21 protein-coding genes are annotated in these 19,256 nt (G+C 62.3%); 9 read left to right on the plus strand and 12 right to left on the minus strand.

Going from position 1 to position 19,256, the window contains the following annotated elements:
- Positions 1–39: 39 nt before the first annotated feature.
- Genes ACVWVP_RS02780 through dksA form a run of 3 tightly spaced genes read right to left on the minus strand, consistent with a single transcriptional unit; the run spans position 40 to position 2,324 of the window.
- Complete coding sequence (locus ACVWVP_RS02780) at positions 40–684, minus strand: DUF1826 domain-containing protein (RefSeq protein ID WP_176994531.1); 645 nt, start codon at positions 682–684, stop codon at positions 40–42.
- Positions 684–1,892, minus strand: a complete 1,209-nt coding sequence (gene zigA / locus ACVWVP_RS02785; RefSeq protein ID WP_178920477.1) for a zinc metallochaperone GTPase ZigA — start codon at positions 1,890–1,892, stop codon at positions 684–686. Before zigA ends, ACVWVP_RS02780 begins: the two co-directional genes overlap by 1 nt.
- Positions 1,893–1,919: 27 nt before the next feature.
- Complete coding sequence (dksA, locus tag ACVWVP_RS02790) at positions 1,920–2,324, minus strand: RNA polymerase-binding protein DksA (RefSeq protein WP_178920479.1); 405 nt, start codon at positions 2,322–2,324, stop codon at positions 1,920–1,922.
- A 126-nt stretch (positions 2,325–2,450) separates the two neighbouring features.
- Here dksA and ACVWVP_RS02795 point away from each other — a divergent pair, with 126 nt between their 5' ends.
- Positions 2,451–2,819: a glutamine synthetase gene (locus tag ACVWVP_RS02795; RefSeq protein WP_259172425.1), complete on the plus strand. Its 369-nt coding sequence runs from the start codon at positions 2,451–2,453 to the stop codon at positions 2,817–2,819.
- Here ACVWVP_RS02795 and ACVWVP_RS02800 read toward each other — a convergent pair.
- Complete coding sequence (locus ACVWVP_RS02800) at positions 2,816–4,027, minus strand: N-acetylmuramoyl-L-alanine amidase (RefSeq protein WP_178920482.1); 1,212 nt, start codon at positions 4,025–4,027, stop codon at positions 2,816–2,818. The two genes, ACVWVP_RS02795 and ACVWVP_RS02800, sit on opposite strands and share 4 nt — an antisense overlap.
- A gap of 128 nt (positions 4,028–4,155) precedes the next feature.
- Between ACVWVP_RS02800 and folE2 the strand changes: the two genes are divergently transcribed.
- The 7 genes from folE2 to ACVWVP_RS02835 are packed head-to-tail and all read left to right on the plus strand — an operon-like array spanning position 4,156 to position 9,780.
- Entirely contained in the window at positions 4,156–5,052 is an 897-nt protein-coding gene (folE2, locus tag ACVWVP_RS02805) for a GTP cyclohydrolase FolE2 (protein WP_457404437.1), read from the plus strand.
- Positions 5,049–5,717: a metal ABC transporter ATP-binding protein gene (locus ACVWVP_RS02810; protein ID WP_178920486.1), complete on the plus strand. Its 669-nt coding sequence runs from the start codon at positions 5,049–5,051 to the stop codon at positions 5,715–5,717. Before folE2 ends, ACVWVP_RS02810 begins: the two co-directional genes overlap by 4 nt.
- Positions 5,717–6,583, plus strand: a complete 867-nt coding sequence (locus ACVWVP_RS02815) for a metal ABC transporter permease (RefSeq protein ID WP_178920488.1) — start codon at positions 5,717–5,719, stop codon at positions 6,581–6,583. The genes ACVWVP_RS02810 and ACVWVP_RS02815 overlap by 1 nt, the downstream gene beginning before the upstream one ends.
- Before the next feature lie 11 nt (positions 6,584–6,594).
- The gene (locus tag ACVWVP_RS02820) at positions 6,595–7,473 is read left to right on the plus strand and encodes a metal ABC transporter substrate-binding protein (RefSeq protein ID WP_178920489.1); all 879 of its coding nucleotides are present in this window, start codon (positions 6,595–6,597) and stop codon (positions 7,471–7,473) included.
- Positions 7,470–7,883 (plus strand): phosphoribosyl-AMP cyclohydrolase, encoded by a 414-nt coding sequence (hisI, locus tag ACVWVP_RS02825; protein WP_259172427.1) that lies wholly within the window; start codon positions 7,470–7,472, stop codon positions 7,881–7,883. Before ACVWVP_RS02820 ends, hisI begins: the two co-directional genes overlap by 4 nt.
- A complete protein-coding gene (locus ACVWVP_RS02830; RefSeq protein WP_005792581.1) occupies positions 7,880–8,440 on the plus strand; it encodes a gamma carbonic anhydrase family protein in 561 nt (186 codons plus the stop codon). The genes hisI and ACVWVP_RS02830 overlap by 4 nt, the downstream gene beginning before the upstream one ends.
- Positions 8,441–8,442: 2 nt before the next feature.
- On the plus strand, positions 8,443–9,780 hold the full coding sequence (locus ACVWVP_RS02835) for a dihydroorotase (protein WP_457404438.1): 1,338 nt from the start codon (positions 8,443–8,445) through the stop codon (positions 9,778–9,780).
- Here ACVWVP_RS02835 and ACVWVP_RS02840 read toward each other — a convergent pair.
- Positions 9,777–10,298, minus strand: coding sequence for a DUF3617 domain-containing protein (locus ACVWVP_RS02840; protein ID WP_178920492.1), 522 nt, complete (start codon positions 10,296–10,298; stop codon positions 9,777–9,779). The two genes, ACVWVP_RS02835 and ACVWVP_RS02840, sit on opposite strands and share 4 nt — an antisense overlap.
- Before the next feature lie 130 nt (positions 10,299–10,428).
- Between ACVWVP_RS02840 and cls the strand changes: the two genes are divergently transcribed.
- Positions 10,429–11,868, plus strand: coding sequence for a cardiolipin synthase (cls, locus tag ACVWVP_RS02845; protein ID WP_259172429.1), 1,440 nt, complete (start codon positions 10,429–10,431; stop codon positions 11,866–11,868).
- A gap of 135 nt (positions 11,869–12,003) precedes the next feature.
- Here cls and cfaB read toward each other — a convergent pair whose 3' ends face one another.
- The 7 genes from cfaB to hflC form a co-directional block, all read right to left on the minus strand.
- Positions 12,004–13,188: a C17 cyclopropane fatty acid synthase CfaB gene (gene cfaB / locus ACVWVP_RS02850; RefSeq protein ID WP_178920494.1), complete on the minus strand. Its 1,185-nt coding sequence runs from the start codon at positions 13,186–13,188 to the stop codon at positions 12,004–12,006.
- A gap of 87 nt (positions 13,189–13,275) precedes the next feature.
- Positions 13,276–14,064, minus strand: coding sequence for an HvfC/BufC N-terminal domain-containing protein (locus ACVWVP_RS02855; RefSeq protein WP_178920495.1), 789 nt, complete (start codon positions 14,062–14,064; stop codon positions 13,276–13,278).
- Complete coding sequence (bufB, locus tag ACVWVP_RS02860) at positions 14,055–14,900, minus strand: MNIO family bufferin maturase (protein ID WP_457404439.1); 846 nt, start codon at positions 14,898–14,900, stop codon at positions 14,055–14,057. Before bufB ends, ACVWVP_RS02855 begins: the two co-directional genes overlap by 10 nt.
- A gap of 67 nt (positions 14,901–14,967) precedes the next feature.
- A complete protein-coding gene (gene bufA2 / locus ACVWVP_RS02865; RefSeq protein ID WP_176994547.1) occupies positions 14,968–15,222 on the minus strand; it encodes a BufA2 family periplasmic bufferin-type metallophore in 255 nt (84 codons plus the stop codon).
- Positions 15,223–15,337: 115 nt separating this feature from the next.
- Complete coding sequence (locus tag ACVWVP_RS02870; RefSeq protein WP_457404440.1) at positions 15,338–17,224, minus strand: cation-translocating P-type ATPase; 1,887 nt, start codon at positions 17,222–17,224, stop codon at positions 15,338–15,340.
- Positions 17,221–18,255: a protease modulator HflK gene (hflK, locus tag ACVWVP_RS02875; protein WP_259172433.1), complete on the minus strand. Its 1,035-nt coding sequence runs from the start codon at positions 18,253–18,255 to the stop codon at positions 17,221–17,223. The genes ACVWVP_RS02870 and hflK overlap by 4 nt, the downstream gene beginning before the upstream one ends.
- A complete protein-coding gene (gene hflC, locus ACVWVP_RS02880; protein WP_457404488.1) occupies positions 18,252–19,250 on the minus strand; it encodes a protease modulator HflC in 999 nt (332 codons plus the stop codon). The genes hflK and hflC overlap by 4 nt, the downstream gene beginning before the upstream one ends.
- Positions 19,251–19,256: the final 6 nt, after the last annotated feature.

Genomic DNA, 19,256 nt, shown 5'->3' on the forward strand with positions numbered 1-19,256 from the left:
GTGTCATTCAGGCCGTGTAGAGCGTTTGATCCTACGCGGTTATGCCAGCCAATCCAGTGTCAGGATCAAGCGACGCTCATCGGCCTTCAGCGCCGGCGAGCGATGGATCAAGCCATGGCCTTCGTTGCCATGCCATTTGGTGCCCTTGAGCAAGGCCACTTCGCCGCAGTGGATCTGTTCGATACGGTCAGTGGGCTCAGCGTCGGGCTGGCTGAGCTGGCGACGGTCCATCACCCCTTCGCGCAACCACTGGCTGCCGATGCCGGCATAGGTGGTGATCAGCCGCACCGGCACATGGTCAACGTGAAAACGCGGGCACATGGCCTTGTCCAGCAACCGCAGGCGCACGCCAATGCGCTTGGCGCCGAGCAAACAGGCGAAGGCACTGACCAACCAGGAGACATCGGCGATGAAGCCTTCGTAGCCTTCAAGATCGCGGCAACTGGACGCCAGACCTTGCAGGTTCGGCACCGCGTCCTCGTTGTTGAGCTCAATCACCAGGGACTCGGCCAAAGGCTCGTTCAACGCCACCAGCAACGCCCCGAATTCGGCGATATGCAGGGGCAACTGGCGCTGCCACACAGCCAGGTTGACGCCGTCTTCCAGAATATCGGAAAGGGCCAGCGGCGTTTCGCCGTGGCTCTGGCGGATCACGGGGCGCAGGGGAATAACCGGGGCAAGCATCAGGCGGCGGCCTCTTCATACCAAGGGCCAAAAGGGTCCGCCAGCAAGCGCCAGCCTTCGACGCCCAGCGCCATTTCTTCATCGTTGAGCAGGCAGGCATCCAGCTCTGCGCGCATCTGGTCGAAGTCGATGTTCTGCCCGATGAATACCAGTTCCTGGCGGCAGTCACCGGTGCTCAGCTGCCAGTTGCCCATGATGGCCGCGATGCTTTCTTCGTCCTGGGGCCACTGGCTTTTCGGCACAAAACGCCACCAACGCCCGGCAAAACCATGGCGCATCAAGCCCCCGGCCTGGGACCAACTGCCCGCGTCCTGATGCTTGCTGGCCAACCAGAAAAAGCCCTTGGAGCGCAGCAATTTGCCGTTCACCCACGGGCGGTCGATGAAGTCGAAGAAGCGCTGCGGATGGAACGGGCGGCGCGCGCGGTAGGCGGTGGACGCGATGCCATACTCTTCGGTTTCCGGCACGTGCTCACCGCGCAACTCCTGAAGCCAGCCTGGGGCCTGGGCGGCGCGCTCGAAGTCGAACCGGCCGGTGTTGAGGATCTTGTTCAGCGGCACTTCGCCCATGACCATCGGGATGATTTCCGCTTGGGCATTCAGGCGTTCAAGGATCGCCATCAGCTCTTCACGTTCGCGGCTGCTGATGAGGTCGATCTTGCTGATCAGGATGACGTCGGCGAATTCGATCTGCTCGATCAGCAGGTCGGTGATGGAGCGCTCGTCGTCTTCACCGAGGGTTTCACCCCGTGAGGCCAGGCTTTCGGCAGCCTGGTAGTCGAGCAGGAAGTTCATGCCGTCGACCACGGTGACCATGGTGTCCAAGCGCGCGATGTCGGCCAGGCTCTGCTCGTTTTCGTCGCGAAAGGTGAATGTCTCGGCCACGGGCAAAGGCTCGGAGATGCCGGTGGATTCGATCAACAGGTAATCGAACCGACCTTCCTTGGCGAGTTTTCCGACTTCTTCCAGCAAGTCTTCGCGCAAGGTGCAGCAGATGCAGCCGTTGCTCATCTCCACCAGCTTTTCTTCGGCGCGGTTGAGGGTGACGTCGCGCTGTACTTCGCTGCCGTCGATGTTGATTTCGCTCATGTCGTTGACGATCACCGCCACCCGCAGGCTCTCGCGGTTGCGCAGGACATAGTTGAGCAGCGTGCTTTTGCCGGCGCCGAGAAAGCCGGATAACACAGTAACGGGAAGGCGGTTGGTCATCAGGTGGTCCTCATCAGGGGTGGCCGGTCAAATCGCCCGTTTGTGGCGTTCGCGCAGCTCTTCACGTTCTTTGGCTTCGATACACAGGGTGGCGGTAGGACGCAGCAGCAAGCGTTGCAGGCCGATGGGCTCGCCGGTTTCACGGCACCAGCCATATTCGCCGCGGGCCAGCAGTTCGAGGGCGTCGTCGATCTTGTCCAGCAGCTTCTTTTCCCGCTCAAGCAGGCGCAGTTGCCACTGGCGCTGTTCTTCGGCGCTGCCTACGTCAGCCGGGTCGCTGTTGGTTTCTTGCTCACGCAGGACGAGGAACTCGGCGTCGATACGCACTTGCAGCTCATTGCGCTGGGCCAACAGCAGCTCTCGGAAGAAGCCTTGCTGGGCTTCATTCATGTAGTCGGCGGCGGGTTGGGCCAGGAGGTCTTGTTCAGTCATGGGGAGCGGTTCACGGGTCAGGCTGTCTTTTAATGTTATAGTATAACAATACAAATAAGCCAATCCCCCTTGCTCGTCTCGACGAAGGGCGCAATGCTTGACCACCCTCTGTCCCTGAGAACCCCTATGAAATACCTGGTGTGCGCCCTGTTACTGGCAGCGGCAGGATCGGCCTGCGCCCAGCCACCGAGCCTGTTGGCCAACTGCACGCGCAGCGCCAACCTGCTGGCGTGTGTGGACCCATTGGGGAATGCCTACAGCGTGGCGACGGCGGGCAGCACCACGTACTTGCGGGGGTTTGAGGTGATCGGCAAACGCTATTGGGCACAGACCAACAGCCGCTATGGGCAGTTGACGTTCTTTACCGGGCTGGCCTCCGATGGTGAGGCGTGGGTGGGCTACACGCGCCGCGTGGGATGGACCACCCTCAACCGGTTCTCCAGTTCAGGGGGCGCCAGCGCCAAGTTCACGTGCAGCCGTATCACCGGCTGTTAGACCTCGCCGTTCTTCTGCTCCTGAACCCAGGCCATGTAGCTGTTCATCGGCGGGTTCTTCTGGAAGTAACTTTTCAGACCTTCGAACAGGCCATCGGCTACAGCTTGCTGATGACGCGCCGTCACCAGGCGCTGGGCGTCCTGGGTATTGGAGATAAACCCGGTTTCCACCAGGATCGACGGCACATCCGGTGACTTGAGCACCGCAAAACCAGCCTGTTCCACGCGCTTCTGGTGCAGCGTGGTGATGTTTTGCAGGCTACCCAGTACCGAACTGCCCAATTGCAGGCTGGAGGCGATGGTAGCGTTCATCGACATGTCGAGAATCACGCCGGCCAACATCGGGTCCTTGTCTTTCAAGTTGAGCAAGGTGGTGGCACCCAGCAAGTCCGCGCCGTTTTCGCGCTGCGCCATGAACCGCGCGGTAGCAGACGTCGCGCCGCCTTCTGACAGCGCATACACCGAGGCGCCCGACGCTGTGAGCCGTGGTGCGGCATCGGCGTGTACCGAAATGAACATATCCGCCTTGTGCTGACGCGCGATGTCCACGCGCTTGCGCAGCGGCACGAAGAAGTCGTCGTTGCGCACCAGCTTCACGTCAAAGCCCTTCTCGCGCTTCAAACGCTTGGCCAGCAACTGGGCGATCGACAACACCACATCTTTTTCGCGCTGGCCTTTGGAGCCGATGGCGCCGGGGTCTTTGCCGCCGTGGCCAGGGTCAACCACCACGATGATGTCGCGCTTGGGATGGGCTTTATCGACGGGAGCGGCCAACGGCGCCGGTTCAGCAGCGATCTGGCGCGGGGCGTGGGTGGCACTGGTCAGGTCCAGCACCAGGCGGTGGCCTTGGCCGTCCTGAGGCGGCAACAAGAAGCTGTTGAGCTGCATCGGCGCGGCCAGGTCCAGCACGATCCGCGTGTCACCCTTTCCGAAATGACCTGAGCGGATCGAGGTGATCCCACTGTTCTTCAACGCCAGCTGAGAAAAATCACCGGTGAGCCCGGCGCCGCTCAAATCGATGATCAAGCGTTCAGGCGATGTCAGGGAAAAAGTCTTGTATTGCACCGGGCCGCTGAGGTCGAACACCAGCCGAAGCTTGTCGTCCGAACGCCACAGGCGTGCATTACGGATCTGCGTGGCGTAGGCCCCCAACGGCAACGTGAACAGGGGACTGACCAGCAGCAGGTTAAGAAGCTGACGTCTGTGCATGACATATACCGCAAATAAAGGAGCGTCCCTGCTCGATATGACTGAAGAAAGGCTGGAGCAGAAAAATCATCGTCGACTCAATAGTTATAATATAACATGTCTTTTTATTTCCAACGATGGACCTGCTCATGAACGCGCTGACTCTGCCGGATATCGCCGCGCAGGCTTCACGCCAAGCCTTGCCACTCGATTGGGTGGGCATGTGCGGCATTGCCCTGCCGATCCTCATCGACGGCCAACGTCTGACGGCCACTGCCGATGCCGGCGTAAGTCTGGACGACGGCGAGGCCCGTGGCATTCATATGTCACGCCTGTACCTGGCCCTGGAAATGCTCGACCAACAACCCCTTACGCCTGCGCTTCTGCATACTCTACTTGAGCGCTTTCTTGAGAGTCATGAAGGTTTATCTAAGAACGCCTACCTGCGTATCCACACCGATTTGCTGCTCAAACGGCCTGCGCTGGTCAGCCCGCTGGCCGGCTGGAAAGGCTACCCGGTGAGCATCGAGGCGCGCCTGGAAAACCAGATGTTCCACGTGGAACTAAAAATTGACGTTACTTACTCGTCAACCTGCCCTTGCTCCGCTGCGCTCGCCAGGCAGTTGATTCAGCAGCAATTTCTCGAAGACTTTGCCAACACGCCGCTGCAATACGAGGACGTACTGACCTGGCTCGGCAGCGCCAACGGCATCGTCGCCACCCCTCACAGCCAGCGCAGCAGCGCGCAGCTTTCCATCCAGCTGGACGAAACCCTGCCGGGCCTGCCCCTGACCGACCTGATCGACAACGTCGAGGCCGCCCTCGGCACCGCCGTGCAAACCGCAGTAAAACGTGCGGACGAACAAGCCTTCGCCCTGGCCAACGGGCAGAACTTGATGTTCTGCGAAGACGCCGCCCGCCGCCTGAACCTCGCCTTGAAACGCTCGGATGCCGTCAAAGCCTTCCACCTGAAAGTGATCCACGCCGAAAGCCTGCACGCGCACGATGCCGTGGCTGAAAGCCGCTGGACGAGACACTCTGCATGATCACCTGCACCGCTTTGCGCTGGGGCGCTCCTGGCCAACCGCTGACACCCGCCATTGATCTCACTCTGGAAAAAGGCAGCCTCACCGGCGTGATCGGCGCCAACGGCACTGGCAAAAGCAGCCTGCTCAAAGTCATCGCTGGCTTGCAAAAGCCACTGGCGGGGAAAGTCACCGTGGATGTTCCACGCCGTGGTGGCTTGTCGTTCCTGCCCCAGCAACAACACCTTGACCGCCAGTTCCCTATCAGCCTGCAAGAGCTGGTGGCCGCTGGCTTCTGGGGTACCAGGCTGACCCCGGAGCAGCGCAGCCAACGCCTGCACGCGGTGCTGGAAGACTGGTGCCTCAGCGGCCTCGAGCACCGCCCATTAATGGCGTTATCGGGTGGCGAACTGCAACGCGCCCTGCTCGCCCGCATGAGCCTGGCCGACGCGCCGGTGTTGCTGCTGGATGAGCCCCACGCCGCTCTCGATGAAGAAGGCCAGGCCCTGTGCTGGAAACACGTACACGCCTGGCACGACCAAGGCCGCACTGTGGTTATCGTGTGCCACGACCTGGCGTCCGTACGCCATCACACCCAGCAAGTGGTGCAAATCAAAAGCACCGGCTGCGTGTTCGGGCCGAGTAAAGAACTGATCCGCCCGCAACCACACATGCAGGTGGCCTGATGCACTTCGCCGCCCACCTGTGGATGCCATTCTTCGATTTCGTCTTTATGCGCCGCGCCCTGATCGGCGGCCTGGTGCTGGCCTGCAGCACCGCGCCGCTGGGTGTGTTCCTGATCCTGCGCCGCATGAGCCTGATCGGTGACGCCGTGGCCCACGGCATCCTGCCCGGTGCCGCGCTGGGCTTCTGGTTCGCCGGGCTCAGCTTGCCTGCCCTGACCATCGGCGGCCTCGGTGCCGGCCTGGGCATGGCCGGGCTCTCGGCGTGGATCACCCGCCGCACCGGCCTGCGTGAAGACGCCAGCCTCGCCGCCATCTACCCCATTTCCCTGGCGGCCGGCGTGCTCATCCTTGGCATCGCCGGCAAACGCCTGGACCTGCTTCACCTGCTGTTCGGCTCCGCCCTGGCCGTGGACGAAACCACCCTCACCGGCATGTTGTGGGTCTCCGGGTTCAGCCTGATCGCCATGGCGGTGATCTACAAACCGCTGCTGCTGGACACCCTCGACCCGCTGTTCCTGCAAACCGTCAGCCGTCTGGGCCCGCTGGCCCACGGGTTGTTCCTCACCCTGGTGGTGCTGAACCTGGTGATCGGTTTCCAGGCCATCGGCGCCTTGATGGTGGTGGGCTTGATGATGTTGCCGGCCATTGCTTCACGCTTCTGGAGCCGGCGCCTGCCGGTGTTGATCGCGGTATCGGCGGTGCTGGGATGCCTGTCGGTGTGCTTCGGTTTGTTGCTGTCGTTCTACTACTCACTGCCCAGCGGCCCGGCCATCGTGCTGGTGGCTGGCATTGGGTACCTGCTGTCTGTGGTTTTCGGTCCGGTGCACGGCTTGCTGCGCCGCCCGCCCTCTCTTACATCCCAATGAGGTGTTTCCCGATGCGCGCTTTACTCGTGCTGTTCAGTCTGCTGCTGCCACTGTCGATGGCCCAGGCCGCCGACAAACTCCAGGTGGTTACCAGCTTCAGTATTCTCGATGACATCACTCACCAGATCGGTGGCGATCACATCCAGATCAGCAATATGGTCGGCCCGGACTCCGACGCCCACACCTACGAACCGACCCCGGACGATGCCAAGGCGCTGCTCAAGGCCAAGGTCATCATCAAGAACGGCCTGGGCTTTGAGCCCTGGCTGGATCGTCTGGTGACCAGCACCGAGACCAAGGCCACAGTCGTCACCGCCAGCAAGGGCGTGATCTCCCACACCATGGAAGAAGACGGCGAGACCATTCCGGACCCGCACGCCTGGCACAACCTGGCCAACGCCGAAATTTACGTAAACAACATCACCAAGGCCTTGGTGGCCGCCGACCCGGCCAACAAAGCTGACTACCTGCGCAACAGCCAAGCCTACCTGAAAGAAATCTACCGCCTGCTGGCCGAAGCCAAAACCAAGTTCGGCGCACTGCCACCGGGCAACCGTCGCATCGTCACTTCCCATGACGCGTTCGGCTACCTAGGCCAGGCCTACGGCATTCAGTTCCTCGCGCCACAGGGCTTGTCCACCGAGCGTGAACCGTCGGCCGCCGAAGTCGCTGCGCTGATCACCCAGATCCGCAAAGACAAGGTCAAGGCCGTGTTCATGGAAAACATCAAGGACGCGCGCCTGCTCAAGCAGATCGCTGACGAAAGCGGCGCGCAGATCGGCGGCACGCTGTACTCCGACGCCCTCGCCGCCGAAGGCCCGGCCAGCACCTTCACAGGGTTGTTCGAATACAACCTCAATACCCTGTGCGCGGCCCTGAGCAAGCCATGACCTTGAGCATGCTCGACCTGGAAGAGGCTGCCCTGGGCAGCCGCTTTCCACTCGAACCGGTGCTCGACGCCCTGCCGTGGAACAGCGATGGCCTGATTGCCGCCATCGCCCAGCAACACGGCAGCGGTGAGGTGTTGATGCTGGCCTGGATGAACCGTCAGGCCCTCACCGAAACCCTGGCTACCGGTCAGGTCTGCTATTGGTCCCGTTCACGCCAGCATTTGTGGCGCAAAGGCGAGAGCTCCGGCCATTGGCAACAGTTGGTCGAAGCGCGGCTTGATTGCGACGGCGACGCGGTGTTGCTGATCGTCAACCAACTCGGCCCGGCCTGTCACACGGGCCGCCCGACCTGCTTCTACAACGCCATCGACGGCGACCACGTTCACATCATCACGGAGCCTGTTGCATGATCCGCAAGAACCCTTCCGGCGACCTGCCGGTGATTGCCGAGTCGGCCTACGTCGACAAAACCGCGATCATCTGCGGCAAGGTCATCATCGGCGAGAATGTCTTCGTCGGCCCCTACGCCGTCATCCGCGCCGACGAAGTCGACGCCAGCGGCGCCATGGACCCGATCACCATCGGCGCCAACTCCAACATCCAGGACGGCGTGGTCATCCACTCCAAATCCGGCGCGGCGGTGACCATCGGCGAATTCACCTCTATCGCGCACCGCTCCATCGTCCATGGCCCCTGCACGGTCGGTGATCGTGTCTTCATCGGGTTCAACAGCGTGCTGTTCAATTGCGCCGTGGGCGATGGCTGCGTGGTGCGCCACAACTCGGTGGTCGACGGCCGCGACTTGCCTGCCGCCTTCTACGTACCGTCCACCACCCGCATTGGGCCCAACACTGACCTGTCGCAGTTCCCGCCGGTGAGTGTCAGCGCCTCGGAGTTTTCCGAAGACGTGGCACGCACCAACGTCGATTTGGTACGCGGCTACAAAGCCCTGCAAAACGAGTTCTGACCATGAGCCGCCTGCTGATCCGCAACGCCCGCCTGGTGAACGAAGGCGAGGAATTCGACGCCGATGTGCTGGTTGCCAATGGCCGAATCGAGAAGATTGCCAGCAGCCTCGAAGGCTACAACGAGCCGGTGGAAATCGACGCCCAGGGCCAGTGGCTGTTGCCGGGCATGATCGATGACCAGGTGCACTTTCGTGAGCCTGGCGCGCCGGACAAAGGCAGCTTCTACAGCGAATCCCGCGCGGCCGTGGCCGGTGGCATCACCAGCTTCATGGACATGCCCAACACCAACCCGGCCACCCTGAACCTGGAAGCGCTGGCCGATAAGAAGCGCCGCGCCGCCCTGCATTCGGTGGCCAACTACGGCTTCCACTTCGGGGTGAGCAACGACAACCTCGACACCGTCGCCGCCCTCGACCCACGGGAAGTGGCCGGCGTCAAAGTGTTCATGGGCGCGTCCACCGGCAACATGCTGGTGGACGATCCACGAATTCTGGAGCGCCTGTTTGCCGAAGTGCCGACCATTTTGTTGGCCCACTGTGAGCACACGCCGAGCATCCTGGCCAACGAGCAACGCCTGCGCGAACGCTTTGGCGATCACATCCCCGCCGTCGCCCACCCGCTGATCCGCGATGCCCAAGCCTGTTATCGCTCGTCATCCTTTGCCGTGGAATTGGCCCAGCGCCACGGCACGCGCCTGCACGTGTTGCACCTGACCACTGCCCGCGAGCTGGCGCTGTTCGAGGACAAACCGCTGGCCGAGAAACGCATCACCGCCGAGGTGTGCCTGCACCATCTGCTGTTCGACGACCACGACTATCACCGCCTCGGCCATCAGATCAAATGCAATCCGGCGATCAAGACCCGTGCCGACCGCGACGCCCTGCGCCAGGCCTTGTTGAGTGATCGCCTGGATGTGATCGGCAGTGACCACGCGCCGCATACCTGGGCGCAGAAACAGTTGGGTTATCGCGAAGCGCCGTCCGGGCTGCCACTGGTGCAGCACGCGTTGCCGGCGTTGTTGGAACTGGTGGCCGACGGGCACCTGCCACTGACCACGCTGGTGGCGAAGACCAGCCATCGCGTGGCTGATCTGTTCGCCATTCCTGACCGTGGTTATTTGCGTGAAGGGTATTGGGCCGACCTGGTGCTGATCCAGCCCGAGCCCCAAGGCAAACCCGTCAGCAGCCAGCCGATCCTGGCGCGCTGCGGCTGGACGCCTTTTGCCGAGCGCAGCTTCCGGCACAGCGTCAGCACCACGCTGGTGTCAGGCCACCTGGCGTGGCACAACGGCCAGGTGGTCGACAGTTGCCAGGGCTTGCCCCTGCATTTTCTGCGTTAAGCGCGGGGCTTGACCGTACCGCAATCGTTGCCCAGCCACTGGGCATGACTGTCGAGGCTGCCTTTCTGCTGGATGCCGGTGGCATTGAAGGTGCCGTTGACGGTGGTGGTGAATTCTTTCTGACTCTGGAAAGTCGCGACGCCAGTACCCTGTGCTTTCGGGCAACTGAAGCGGAATTTCCACTGGTTGCCGGTCTTGTCGGTCACTTCCTGTTTGCAGCCCGATTGCGGGTCGGTCAGGGGGATCGAGTCCGAGGCGACCTGAGCTGGCGTGAGGCACACCTGCACGCCTTTACCGGCCATGGTGATGCCCTGTTTTTCCAGCATGGCGCGCTGTTCAGGAGTCATCTGTTGCTTGAGCTGGCCGAGGATCAGGGAAAGATCCGGCAGGTCCTGGTTGTCCACTTTCATGTTGCTGGTAGTCAATTCCCACAAGCCCGGCGCCAGCATCTGCGCCTGCGCCGCCACAGGCAGCGACAAACAGGTAACCATGGCTAAACAGAGCAAACGAGCATTCATCGGGTAACTCCTGGGTAATGTTGGGCGTTAGACGCCGCAAAGCGGCCAGTGTTGCACGGCAAATAAAATAGCGACATTCACAGCCGTTCATGGTCTGTTAGGCACTGGACTGTCAGGAGTCATGTCGTTCATGGATTTTTTTGGCCCGCACCTGCTCGCCTACTTCATCGCCACGCTGCACTTTCTCGGGACCCTTGCCGCGATCCACGCGGTGTTGACCGTCAGGACCGCCCAAGGCTCGATCGCCTGGGCCTTGTCGCTGATGTTCATGCCCTACCTGACGCTGATCCCCTACCTGATCTTCGGCCGCAGCACCTTCGACGCCTACATCCAGGCCCGCCGCCAGGCCAACCAGGAAATGCACACCGCCATCACCGAATTGAACTGGCGCCCCTGGGTCGAAGAAGCCCTCGCTGCGCGCAACTCCAGCGCCTACGCGTCCCTGCGCGCCATGCCCAAGCTGGGGCGCATGCCGTGCCTGGCTAACAATGAAGTGCGCTTACTGATCAATGGCGAGGCCACCTTCAGCGCAATCTTCGAGGCGATCCGCAACGCTAAGACCGCCGTGCTGTTTCAGTTCTTCATCATTCACGACGACGAGCTCGGCCGCCAACTGCACGCGCTGCTCAAGGCAAAAGCCGCCGAAGGCGTCGCCATTTACGTGCTTTACGACCGTATCGGCAGCCATGCCCTGCCCCATCGTTACGTGCAGTCACTGCGCGACGCCGGCGTGCAGGTCAAGGCATTCGCTACCCGCAGCGGCTGGCTCAATCGGTTTCAGGTCAATTTCCGCAACCACCGCAAGATCGTGGTGGTGGACGGCATCACCGGATTTGTCGGCGGGCATAACGTGGGTGACGAGTACCTGGGTAAAAAACCGCCACTGGCGCCCTGGCGCGATACCCACGTGCAGGTGACCGGCCCGGTGGTCGCGTGTTTGCAGGAGTCGTTTGCCGAAGACTGGTTCTGGGCCGCGCGGGAGCTGCCGCCGCTTATCCTGCCGGACGCCTACCCCGAAGACGGCGTGCTCTGCCAACTGCTCGCCAGCGGCCCGGCCGACCCGTATGAAACCTGCTCGCTGTTTTTTGTCGAGGCCATTCATGCGGCAACTGAACGGGTGTGGATCACCAGCCCGTATTTCATTCCCGATGAAGCGGTCTTCTCCGCCCTGCGCCTGGCGGTATTGCGCGGCGTTGACGTGCGCCTGCTGCTGCCGTCGCGGCCCGACCACCGCATCGTCTACGCCGCCTCCAGCCTCTACGCGATCGAAGCCGTGCGCGCCGGGGTGCGGGTGTTCCGCTACACGCCAGGGTTTCTGCATCAGAAAGTGGTACTGGTCGACAGCGAAATCAGCGCCATCGGCAGTGCGAACATGGACAACCGTTCATTCCGGCTGAATTTCGAAGTGATGTTGCTGACGGTGGACGAAGCCTTCGCCAGCCAAGTGGAACAGATGCTGTTGGATGACTTCGCCCTGGCCCATGAAGTCAGCCAGGAAGAAAGCCGTCAGACACGTCGCCTGCAACAGCTGGGCATGCGGGTGGCCCGCTTGATCTCACCCATTCTCTAGCTGGCAACACCAAATCAATGTGGGAGCTGGCTTGCCTGCGATGGCGGTGTATCAGTCGACTTATCCGGTCCTGATACACCGCCATCGCAGGCAAGCCAGCTCCCACAGTTTTTGGATCTCCGGTGTTGCAGTCAATCAGCGATAAATATCTTCCCGCGTCCACGGCAAATCATGGCTGCCATCGGCGTGAGGCTTCACCGCCAATATCTGGTGCAGGTTGATCCAGCCCCGGGCAAACGCATAGGCGCAACCGGCCAGGTACAGCCGCCAGATGCGCAACGCCTGCTCCGGCACCATCTTGGCTGCCGCTTCCAGGTTATCTTCCAGGCGCTCGCTCCAATGGTCCAGCGTGCGCGCGTAGTGCAGGCGCAGGCTTTCAACGTCCACCACTTCCAGCCCGACTTCGCTGATTTCCGCGGTCATCATCGCCAGGTGCGGCAGCTCGCCATTGGGGAACACGTAACGCTCAATAAACTCACCGGCGCCCCGCCCTACCGGGCGGCCATCGGTGTGCTTGGCGGTAATGCCATGGTTCATCACCAGGCCACCTTCACGTACCGCGCCGAACAGCACCTTGCAGTACTCCGCCAGATTGGCGTGGCCCACGTGTTCGAACATGCCCACGCTGACCACTTTGTCGAAACGTCCGTCTTGCGGCAGGTCGCGATAGTCGAGCAGTTGCAGGTCGACCTGGTCTTCCAGGCCTTCGGCTTTCACTCGCTCACGGGCCAACGCCAACTGCTCTTTACTCAAGGTGATACCAAACACCTTGACCCCGAACTCCCGCGCCGCAAACCGCGCCAGCCCGCCCCAACCACAGCCGACGTCGAGCAGATACTCGCCCGGCTGCAAGCGCAACTTGCGGCACAGGTGGCGGAATTTGTCTTGTTGGGCCTGGTCGATGGATTCGCTGCCGGTTTCGAAATAACCGCAGGAGTACGCCATGTCCTGATCCAGCCACAGCTGGTAGAACTCGTTGGACAGGTCGTAATGGTAGGAAATAGCCGCTGCGTCAGTGGCCTTGTCGTGGATCGAGCGCACCGGACGACTCCCCTCGTCGTCTTCGATCAGGGCGTGACTCAATTCGTCACACACCCGGATGACCTCGGCGATGGAGCCTTCCAGCTCCAGTTTGCCCTCGACGAAGGCTTCGCCCAATGAATCGAGCGTGGGATGGGTCAGCTTGGTCACGACCGTGGGGTCCTTCACCACGATAGTCACACTGGGCTCGGGGCCCAAGTTGAATTCATGGCCGTCCCAGAGTCGAAGACGCAGCGGTAGCTGAAGATTCTGTAAGGCCGGTGGAAGTTGCGCGAGCATGAGTAGTCCCCCCTTGTTTCAGACGTCTGGAGTGAGGGTAGACCATCCGAAGACAAAGTAGGAGGCTATCGATTTGATAGCGTTCCTCTATGGGGCTCGGCGCTCGAGCAAACCGTCCTGGATCCACTGTTTCAGCCACGTCACCGCTTGCAGTGGCGCACCCTCTGCATAAGTGACTAGCAACTGCTCGCACAGTTCTGAAAAATTCCAGCCAGTGGTCACCATCCCGGCCAGCGCACAGGCCTCGGCGGGTTCCAGGCTACGGTAATGGCACACATTCTGGTGACGCCACACCAGGCAAATCTGCGCCAGTTCCAGGGCCTGACTGTTGGGGAAGTCCGACTCATCCTTGCTGGCACGCCAGATCGCCACACTATTGAAATGACACAGCATCTGCTGCACCGATGGCGCCAAGGTCACTTGCAGGCCTGGCCACTCCTCAGGCGCCAGTTGCGCCATGTCATTGAGGGTCAGCGGCTCGCCCTGGGGTGCATCGAACGCCAGGGTGAAGGCCCATTCCAATCGCGCCAGCTCAGCCAATGGCGCGCTTTGTTCGGCCACCAGGTGCTCCACGATAAACGCCGGGAAACGCTCGCCCAGCCAGCGCAGGCTGTAATGGGCAGACGGATAACGACGCACATAAGCGTGGGTCAACAGCGCAAACTCGTCATCCCCCAGCCAATACCAGATGGCGCCGAAGTCATGCCGCAACACTTCCTGCAACCGCGACACGTAGGCGTTGTGATAAATCGCCAGGCCCGTGTCCACATCCAGTGTCGGCCCACCCAACAACGTGGCGGCAAACCCGCTGTTGGCGACGCAAGTCTCGGATAACAGATGCTGTTCGAAAGCCAGCTGCCAATCGGTCAGGCGCATAACGACCTCCTGGCCAACGCCGAAGCGCCCAGCTCACGGGCCTTGCTCAGCTCGGTGAGCAGCTCTTCGAACGGTGGGAAATGGTCGTCGCGCTCCAACAAGGTCGAGACCGGCCCCAGGTGCTCCAACGTCTGCTGGTACAACGCCCACACCGGATCGCACACCGGGTGGTCATGGGTATCGACGACATAGTCGCCATAGTCCATATGCCCAGCCAGGTGCAGTTGGCGGATCCTGTCAGGCGGCAAGTTGCGGATGAACGTCCAGGCATCGAACCCATGGTTGCGCGAGCTGACGTACACGTTGTTGACGTCCAGCAGCAGCTGGCAGCCCGTCAGGTGAGCCAGGGCGTTGAGGAATTCCCACTCGGTGAATTCATCGGCCTTGGAGCGCACGTAGCTGGAGACATTTTCCAGTACCAACGGGCGCTGCAACACGTCTTGCACTTGGCGCACGCGGCCAGCCACGTGGTACAGGCTTTCTTCGGTATAAGGCAGGGGCAGCAGGTCATGCAATTGATGGGCGCTGCCGCGGCTCCAGCACAGGTGATCGGACACCCACGCCGGTTGGATGCGCTCGGCGAGCTGTTTGAGCTGTTTCAGGTAATCAGTATCAAGGGCATGGGGTCCGCCGATAGACAGGGACACGCCATGCATCACCAGGGGATAGCGCTCGGCTATCGCGTCCAGGTAGTACAAGGCCTTGCCGCCCTGCACCAGATAATTCTCGGAGATCACTTCGAACCAATCCACGGCCGGCGACTGTTCAAGGATCTGCTGGTAGTACTCACTGCGTAGACCCAGGCCATAACCCAGGCTCGGAAGAGAAGCGGACATCATTCACTCCTGGGCAAAGTGTCCGCAGCGGTGGGGGGCATCCGCTGCGGGAGCACTCGGTTGCCGGTTATTCGCCGACGGTACCGCCAGCCTTGGTGCAAGCATCAGCGCTGGCTTGAACTTTGAAGCCCTGGCCTTTGCAAGAACCCTGGCCTTTGCAAGCGTGGTCCTTGGTTTTGCAGTCGTTCTGGCCTTTGCAGGCGTTGATGCCGTAGCAGTGCACAGACATGTCAGCGGCTTGAGCCTGGGTGACAACACCAGCAAACATGGTAGCGGCGGCCATTGCGAGGGCGGCACCAGCAGCAGCGGATTTGAAGTTCATTTTTGTATCCTCATGATCGGTAGGGGTGTCGGTCTGAACGGATTGTTCAGTCTCGACATACCACTAGAGTGAGGTCCCTCATCGGCGTTACAGCCGTGTGCAAATATTTCTGAAATTATTCGTCGAGCTTCAAAAGCGGTTCCTGGAAGCGTAGCAAACGCCCGGCGTTGCCCAGTACCAGCAGGGTACTGAGGTTGTGCAGCACCGCTGCGATCATGGCGCCGGCCGCCCCCAACCAGCCAAATGCAGCAAATACCACGATGGCCAGCGTCCAGCCCAGGCCGATGATCACGTTGACCTGCAGCGTCTGCCGGCACTGACGACTCAAGCGCACGCAGGTGCCCAGGCGACGCAAGTCACTGCCGATCAGCACCACGTCTGCCGACGCCAGGGCGATATCCGCCCCGCCCGCCCCCATCGCCACACCCACCACCCCGGCTTTGAGCGCCAGGGAATCGTTGATCCCATCGCCCACCACCATCGGGCGGAAGCCGTTGCCGATCTCACCCAGCACCCGGTTGAGCTTGTCTTCCGGCAACGCCTGCGCCTCGACGTCGCTGATGCCCACGTCCAGCGCCAGATTGTCGGCCACGCTCTGGCGGTCGCCCGTCAGCAGCAATTGCCGGCCCAGGCCCAACTCCCGCAATTCTTGCAGGGCTTGGCGGGCTTCCGGCTTGACGCTGTCCGCGAGCAGCAACCAGGCGAGGAACTGCCCGTCCAGCGCCAGCCCGGCAATCGGGCCATCGTGATTCGGCACCCCAGTGGTGACGATGCCCAACTGCTCAAACAACTCCGGGCGCCCCAACGCCGCTTCGCCTTGCTCGGTCTGTGCCACCACGCCGAGGCCCTGGCGTTCGCGAATATCCGTGAGCACCAACAACTGCTCCTGGGTCGCCAGCCCTGCCAACGCCCGGCTGACCGGGTGACTGCTGGCCGAACCCAGGCTCGCAGCCAGATTCAGCAGCACCTGGCGATCCGGTGCGCGCGTCTCGATCGATTGCAGGCGCAGGGTGCCGTAAGTCAGGGTGCCGGTCTTGTCGACCACCAGGGAGGTCAGGTCGGCCAGTTCTTCGAGGAACGCCGAGCTGCGGATCAGAATCCCATGACGCGCCGCCACCGCAATCCCGGCAATCGCCGTGGCCGGCGCGGACAGCACCAACGCACACGGGCACGCAGCGACCAACACCGCCAACATTGCCTGCGCGTCGTTGGTCACAAACCAGGTCACCGCCGCCAGCAGCAACACCAGCACCATGTAGCTGCCGGCATAACGCTCCAGCAGCCGCGTGATCGGCGGCTTGGAACGCTCGGCGTTCTGCATCAGTGCGATGACTTTGCCCAGGGTCGACTCATTGCCGGTGCGGGTCACCTGCAGGCGCAGCAAGCCATCCAGGTTGATCGCCCCGCCAAACACCTGCACGCCGACGCTGGCTTCCAGCGGCACCGACTCGCCGGTGATCGGCGCCGTGTCCAGGCTCGCCTGGCCGGACAGCACCACACCGTCGGCAGGCACGCGGTCGCCGGCACGCACTTCGACGATATCGCCGGTGTTCAGCGTGCCGTTATCCACCTCGACAATGCTGCCGTCGGCCTGCACCAACCGCGCATGGCTGCGGGTCAGCTTGCCCAATGCGTGGATCGCTTCCTGGGACCCGATCACGCTGCGTTCTTCCAGCACATGGCCGAAGATCATGATGATTGGCAGCAATGCGGCGGTGAGCAGGTCGCCAGTGGCCCACGCGCCCATCATCGCCAAGGCGATCAACTGGTCGGTGATGCCATGCAGGCTCGGGTAACGCAGGCTGTACCAGGCCGAACGCATCACCGGCACGGCCACCAGCAACGAGGCCACGCCCAGTAGCAATTGGCTGACGCCCGTCTGGTCCGGTGCCAGCCAGCGCCACACCAGCCCGAGCACCAGCAAACCCAGGGCCAGCATGGCCAAGGTCAATTGCCGGGCAGCACTGCGCTGCTCGGCGGAAGTCAGCATGGGTGCGCTCATTGTTCGGCTCCCTGAATGATCAAGCGGGAGTCGTCTTTAGGATCGACCGTGGTCACCGAGCCGGCCTGGCCGAGAATCTTCGGCAAGCGCTCGCGGTACAGGCGCAACAGCAAGCCCGGGTCTTTGACCTGGGCAAGGCTGGCGACCGTGGCAGTTTGCGCCTGAGCATTGGCCAGGCGCTCGCTGGCCTGGGCATGGGCCACCTGCACCAGGCGGTCGGCTTGCTGGTTGGCGGTCTGGGTGAGTTTTTCGGCGTCGGTGCGTGCATTGGCCACGGCTTTGTCAGCTTGTTGACTGGCGGTCAGCACCGCGTTGAAGGCATTCACCGCCGGGCCCGGCAGGCTCGATTGCACGTCGACGCGGGTCACCTCGATGCCGAGCCCAAGCCCCGTCGAGGCCAATTCAGCCAAGCGCTTATTGATGCCTTGTACCAAGTCACCGCGCAGCCGCTCACGGCGCTCGGCGGCGCCATTGTCGGTGCCGATCAGTTCGGGGCGCGCCACCAGAATAGTGTCCAGGTCACGGGCCGCCGTCAGGGCCACGGCGCTGCGGGTCACCAGGCGATCCAGCGCTGGCAACACATGCTCGCCCTGCAGCACAAACGCGTAGGGCTCGGTGACTTTGTAGAACACCCGCACATCCAGCTGCACCACACCGGCGTCACCGGTCAGCAGGTAACCGGAGCCGGCCAGGGCGTCGCTCAACGGCGTGGCAAAACTCGCCACGCGGTCGGCCTGGATCGCCGTGTCGGAACGCAGCAGGTTTTCGACCCGGCGCTCAATCACTCGGTCGGCGGCCGGCAGCAACACAACCTGCTCGAACGGTTGCGGCCAGGCCAGTAACAGGCCGGCATTCTGAATCCGGTCCAGGGCGCCGAAGTGCAGCACCACGGCGCGGTTCTGCGGGTCGATCTGGCGCACATTGGAAAATGCCCAGGCCAACGCCGCCAACACGGTCACCGCGTACAGCGCCAGGAAGGTCAGGCGCCCGGCCTGGATCCACGGGCTGTCCGGGCTGTCACGCTCGGTCATGGCTGGACGTCCTTCGGCCCGTCCACCAAGGCGCGGAACGGCGCGGCATCGGTGCGCAGGATGATCTTGGTGCCCGGCGTCACCACCGTGCCCAACGTATCCAGGGAGCGCAGCAGGTTGTACAGCTGCGGGTTACCGGCGTAGGCACGCCCATAAATTTGCGCCGCTTCGACCCGCGATTGCGCCTCGATATCGGCGGCTTTCACCGTGGCATCGGCTTGCACAATGCGCGCATCACGCTCGGCAGCCGAACGGATCTGCGCCGCTTCACGCTTGCCCACGGCGGTGCGCTCGGTGGCGATGGTTTCACGCTCGGCGCGCATGCGGTCGACGGTGGCGGTGAGCGTCACCGACGGCAAGGTCAGCCGCTCGATGCCCACTTGCGCCACACGCACGCCATAGGTGGTGAGCAATTGTTGATCAATCTGCTGACGCAATTGCGCTTCGAAATCAGCGATGCGCACTTGGCTGGCGTCGGTGTTGATCAGGCTGGACAGGTCAAAGCTGGCGGCGGTGGTTTCCAGCGCCGAGCCGACGAAGGTGCGAATCTGCCGCGCCGCTTCATCCGGCTGGTTCTGCACCGCGCGCATGAAGCGCTGCACGTTGTCGGCGTCGCCCTGCACCTGCCACGCCACGTAAGCCTGCACGATGATACGCAGGCCATCGCGGGTGCCCACGTCCTGCAAACCGCTGGAGGTGGTGCGCAGGCGCAGGTCCACCGGGATCGCCGCCTCGAACGGCGCCGGCCAACGCCAGCCGAGGCCCGGCTCCAGCAACACACGGGACGGGTTGCCGAAGCGAGTGATCACCGTGGCCTCGCCGGAACGCACTTGCACCAGGCTGGCCGCTGCCACGGCAAACAGCACCAGCAACACCGCCCACGCCATGCGTCGCCAAGGGAACGGGCCGCCCGCCTGTTCGTCACCATGATGATGGTGGTGGTGATGGCCATGATGGTGATGATGACCGTGATCGTGAGAATGAGCGCTCAACAGACAGAC

The sequence above is a fragment of the Pseudomonas sp. TE24901 genome (assembly GCF_054058375.1).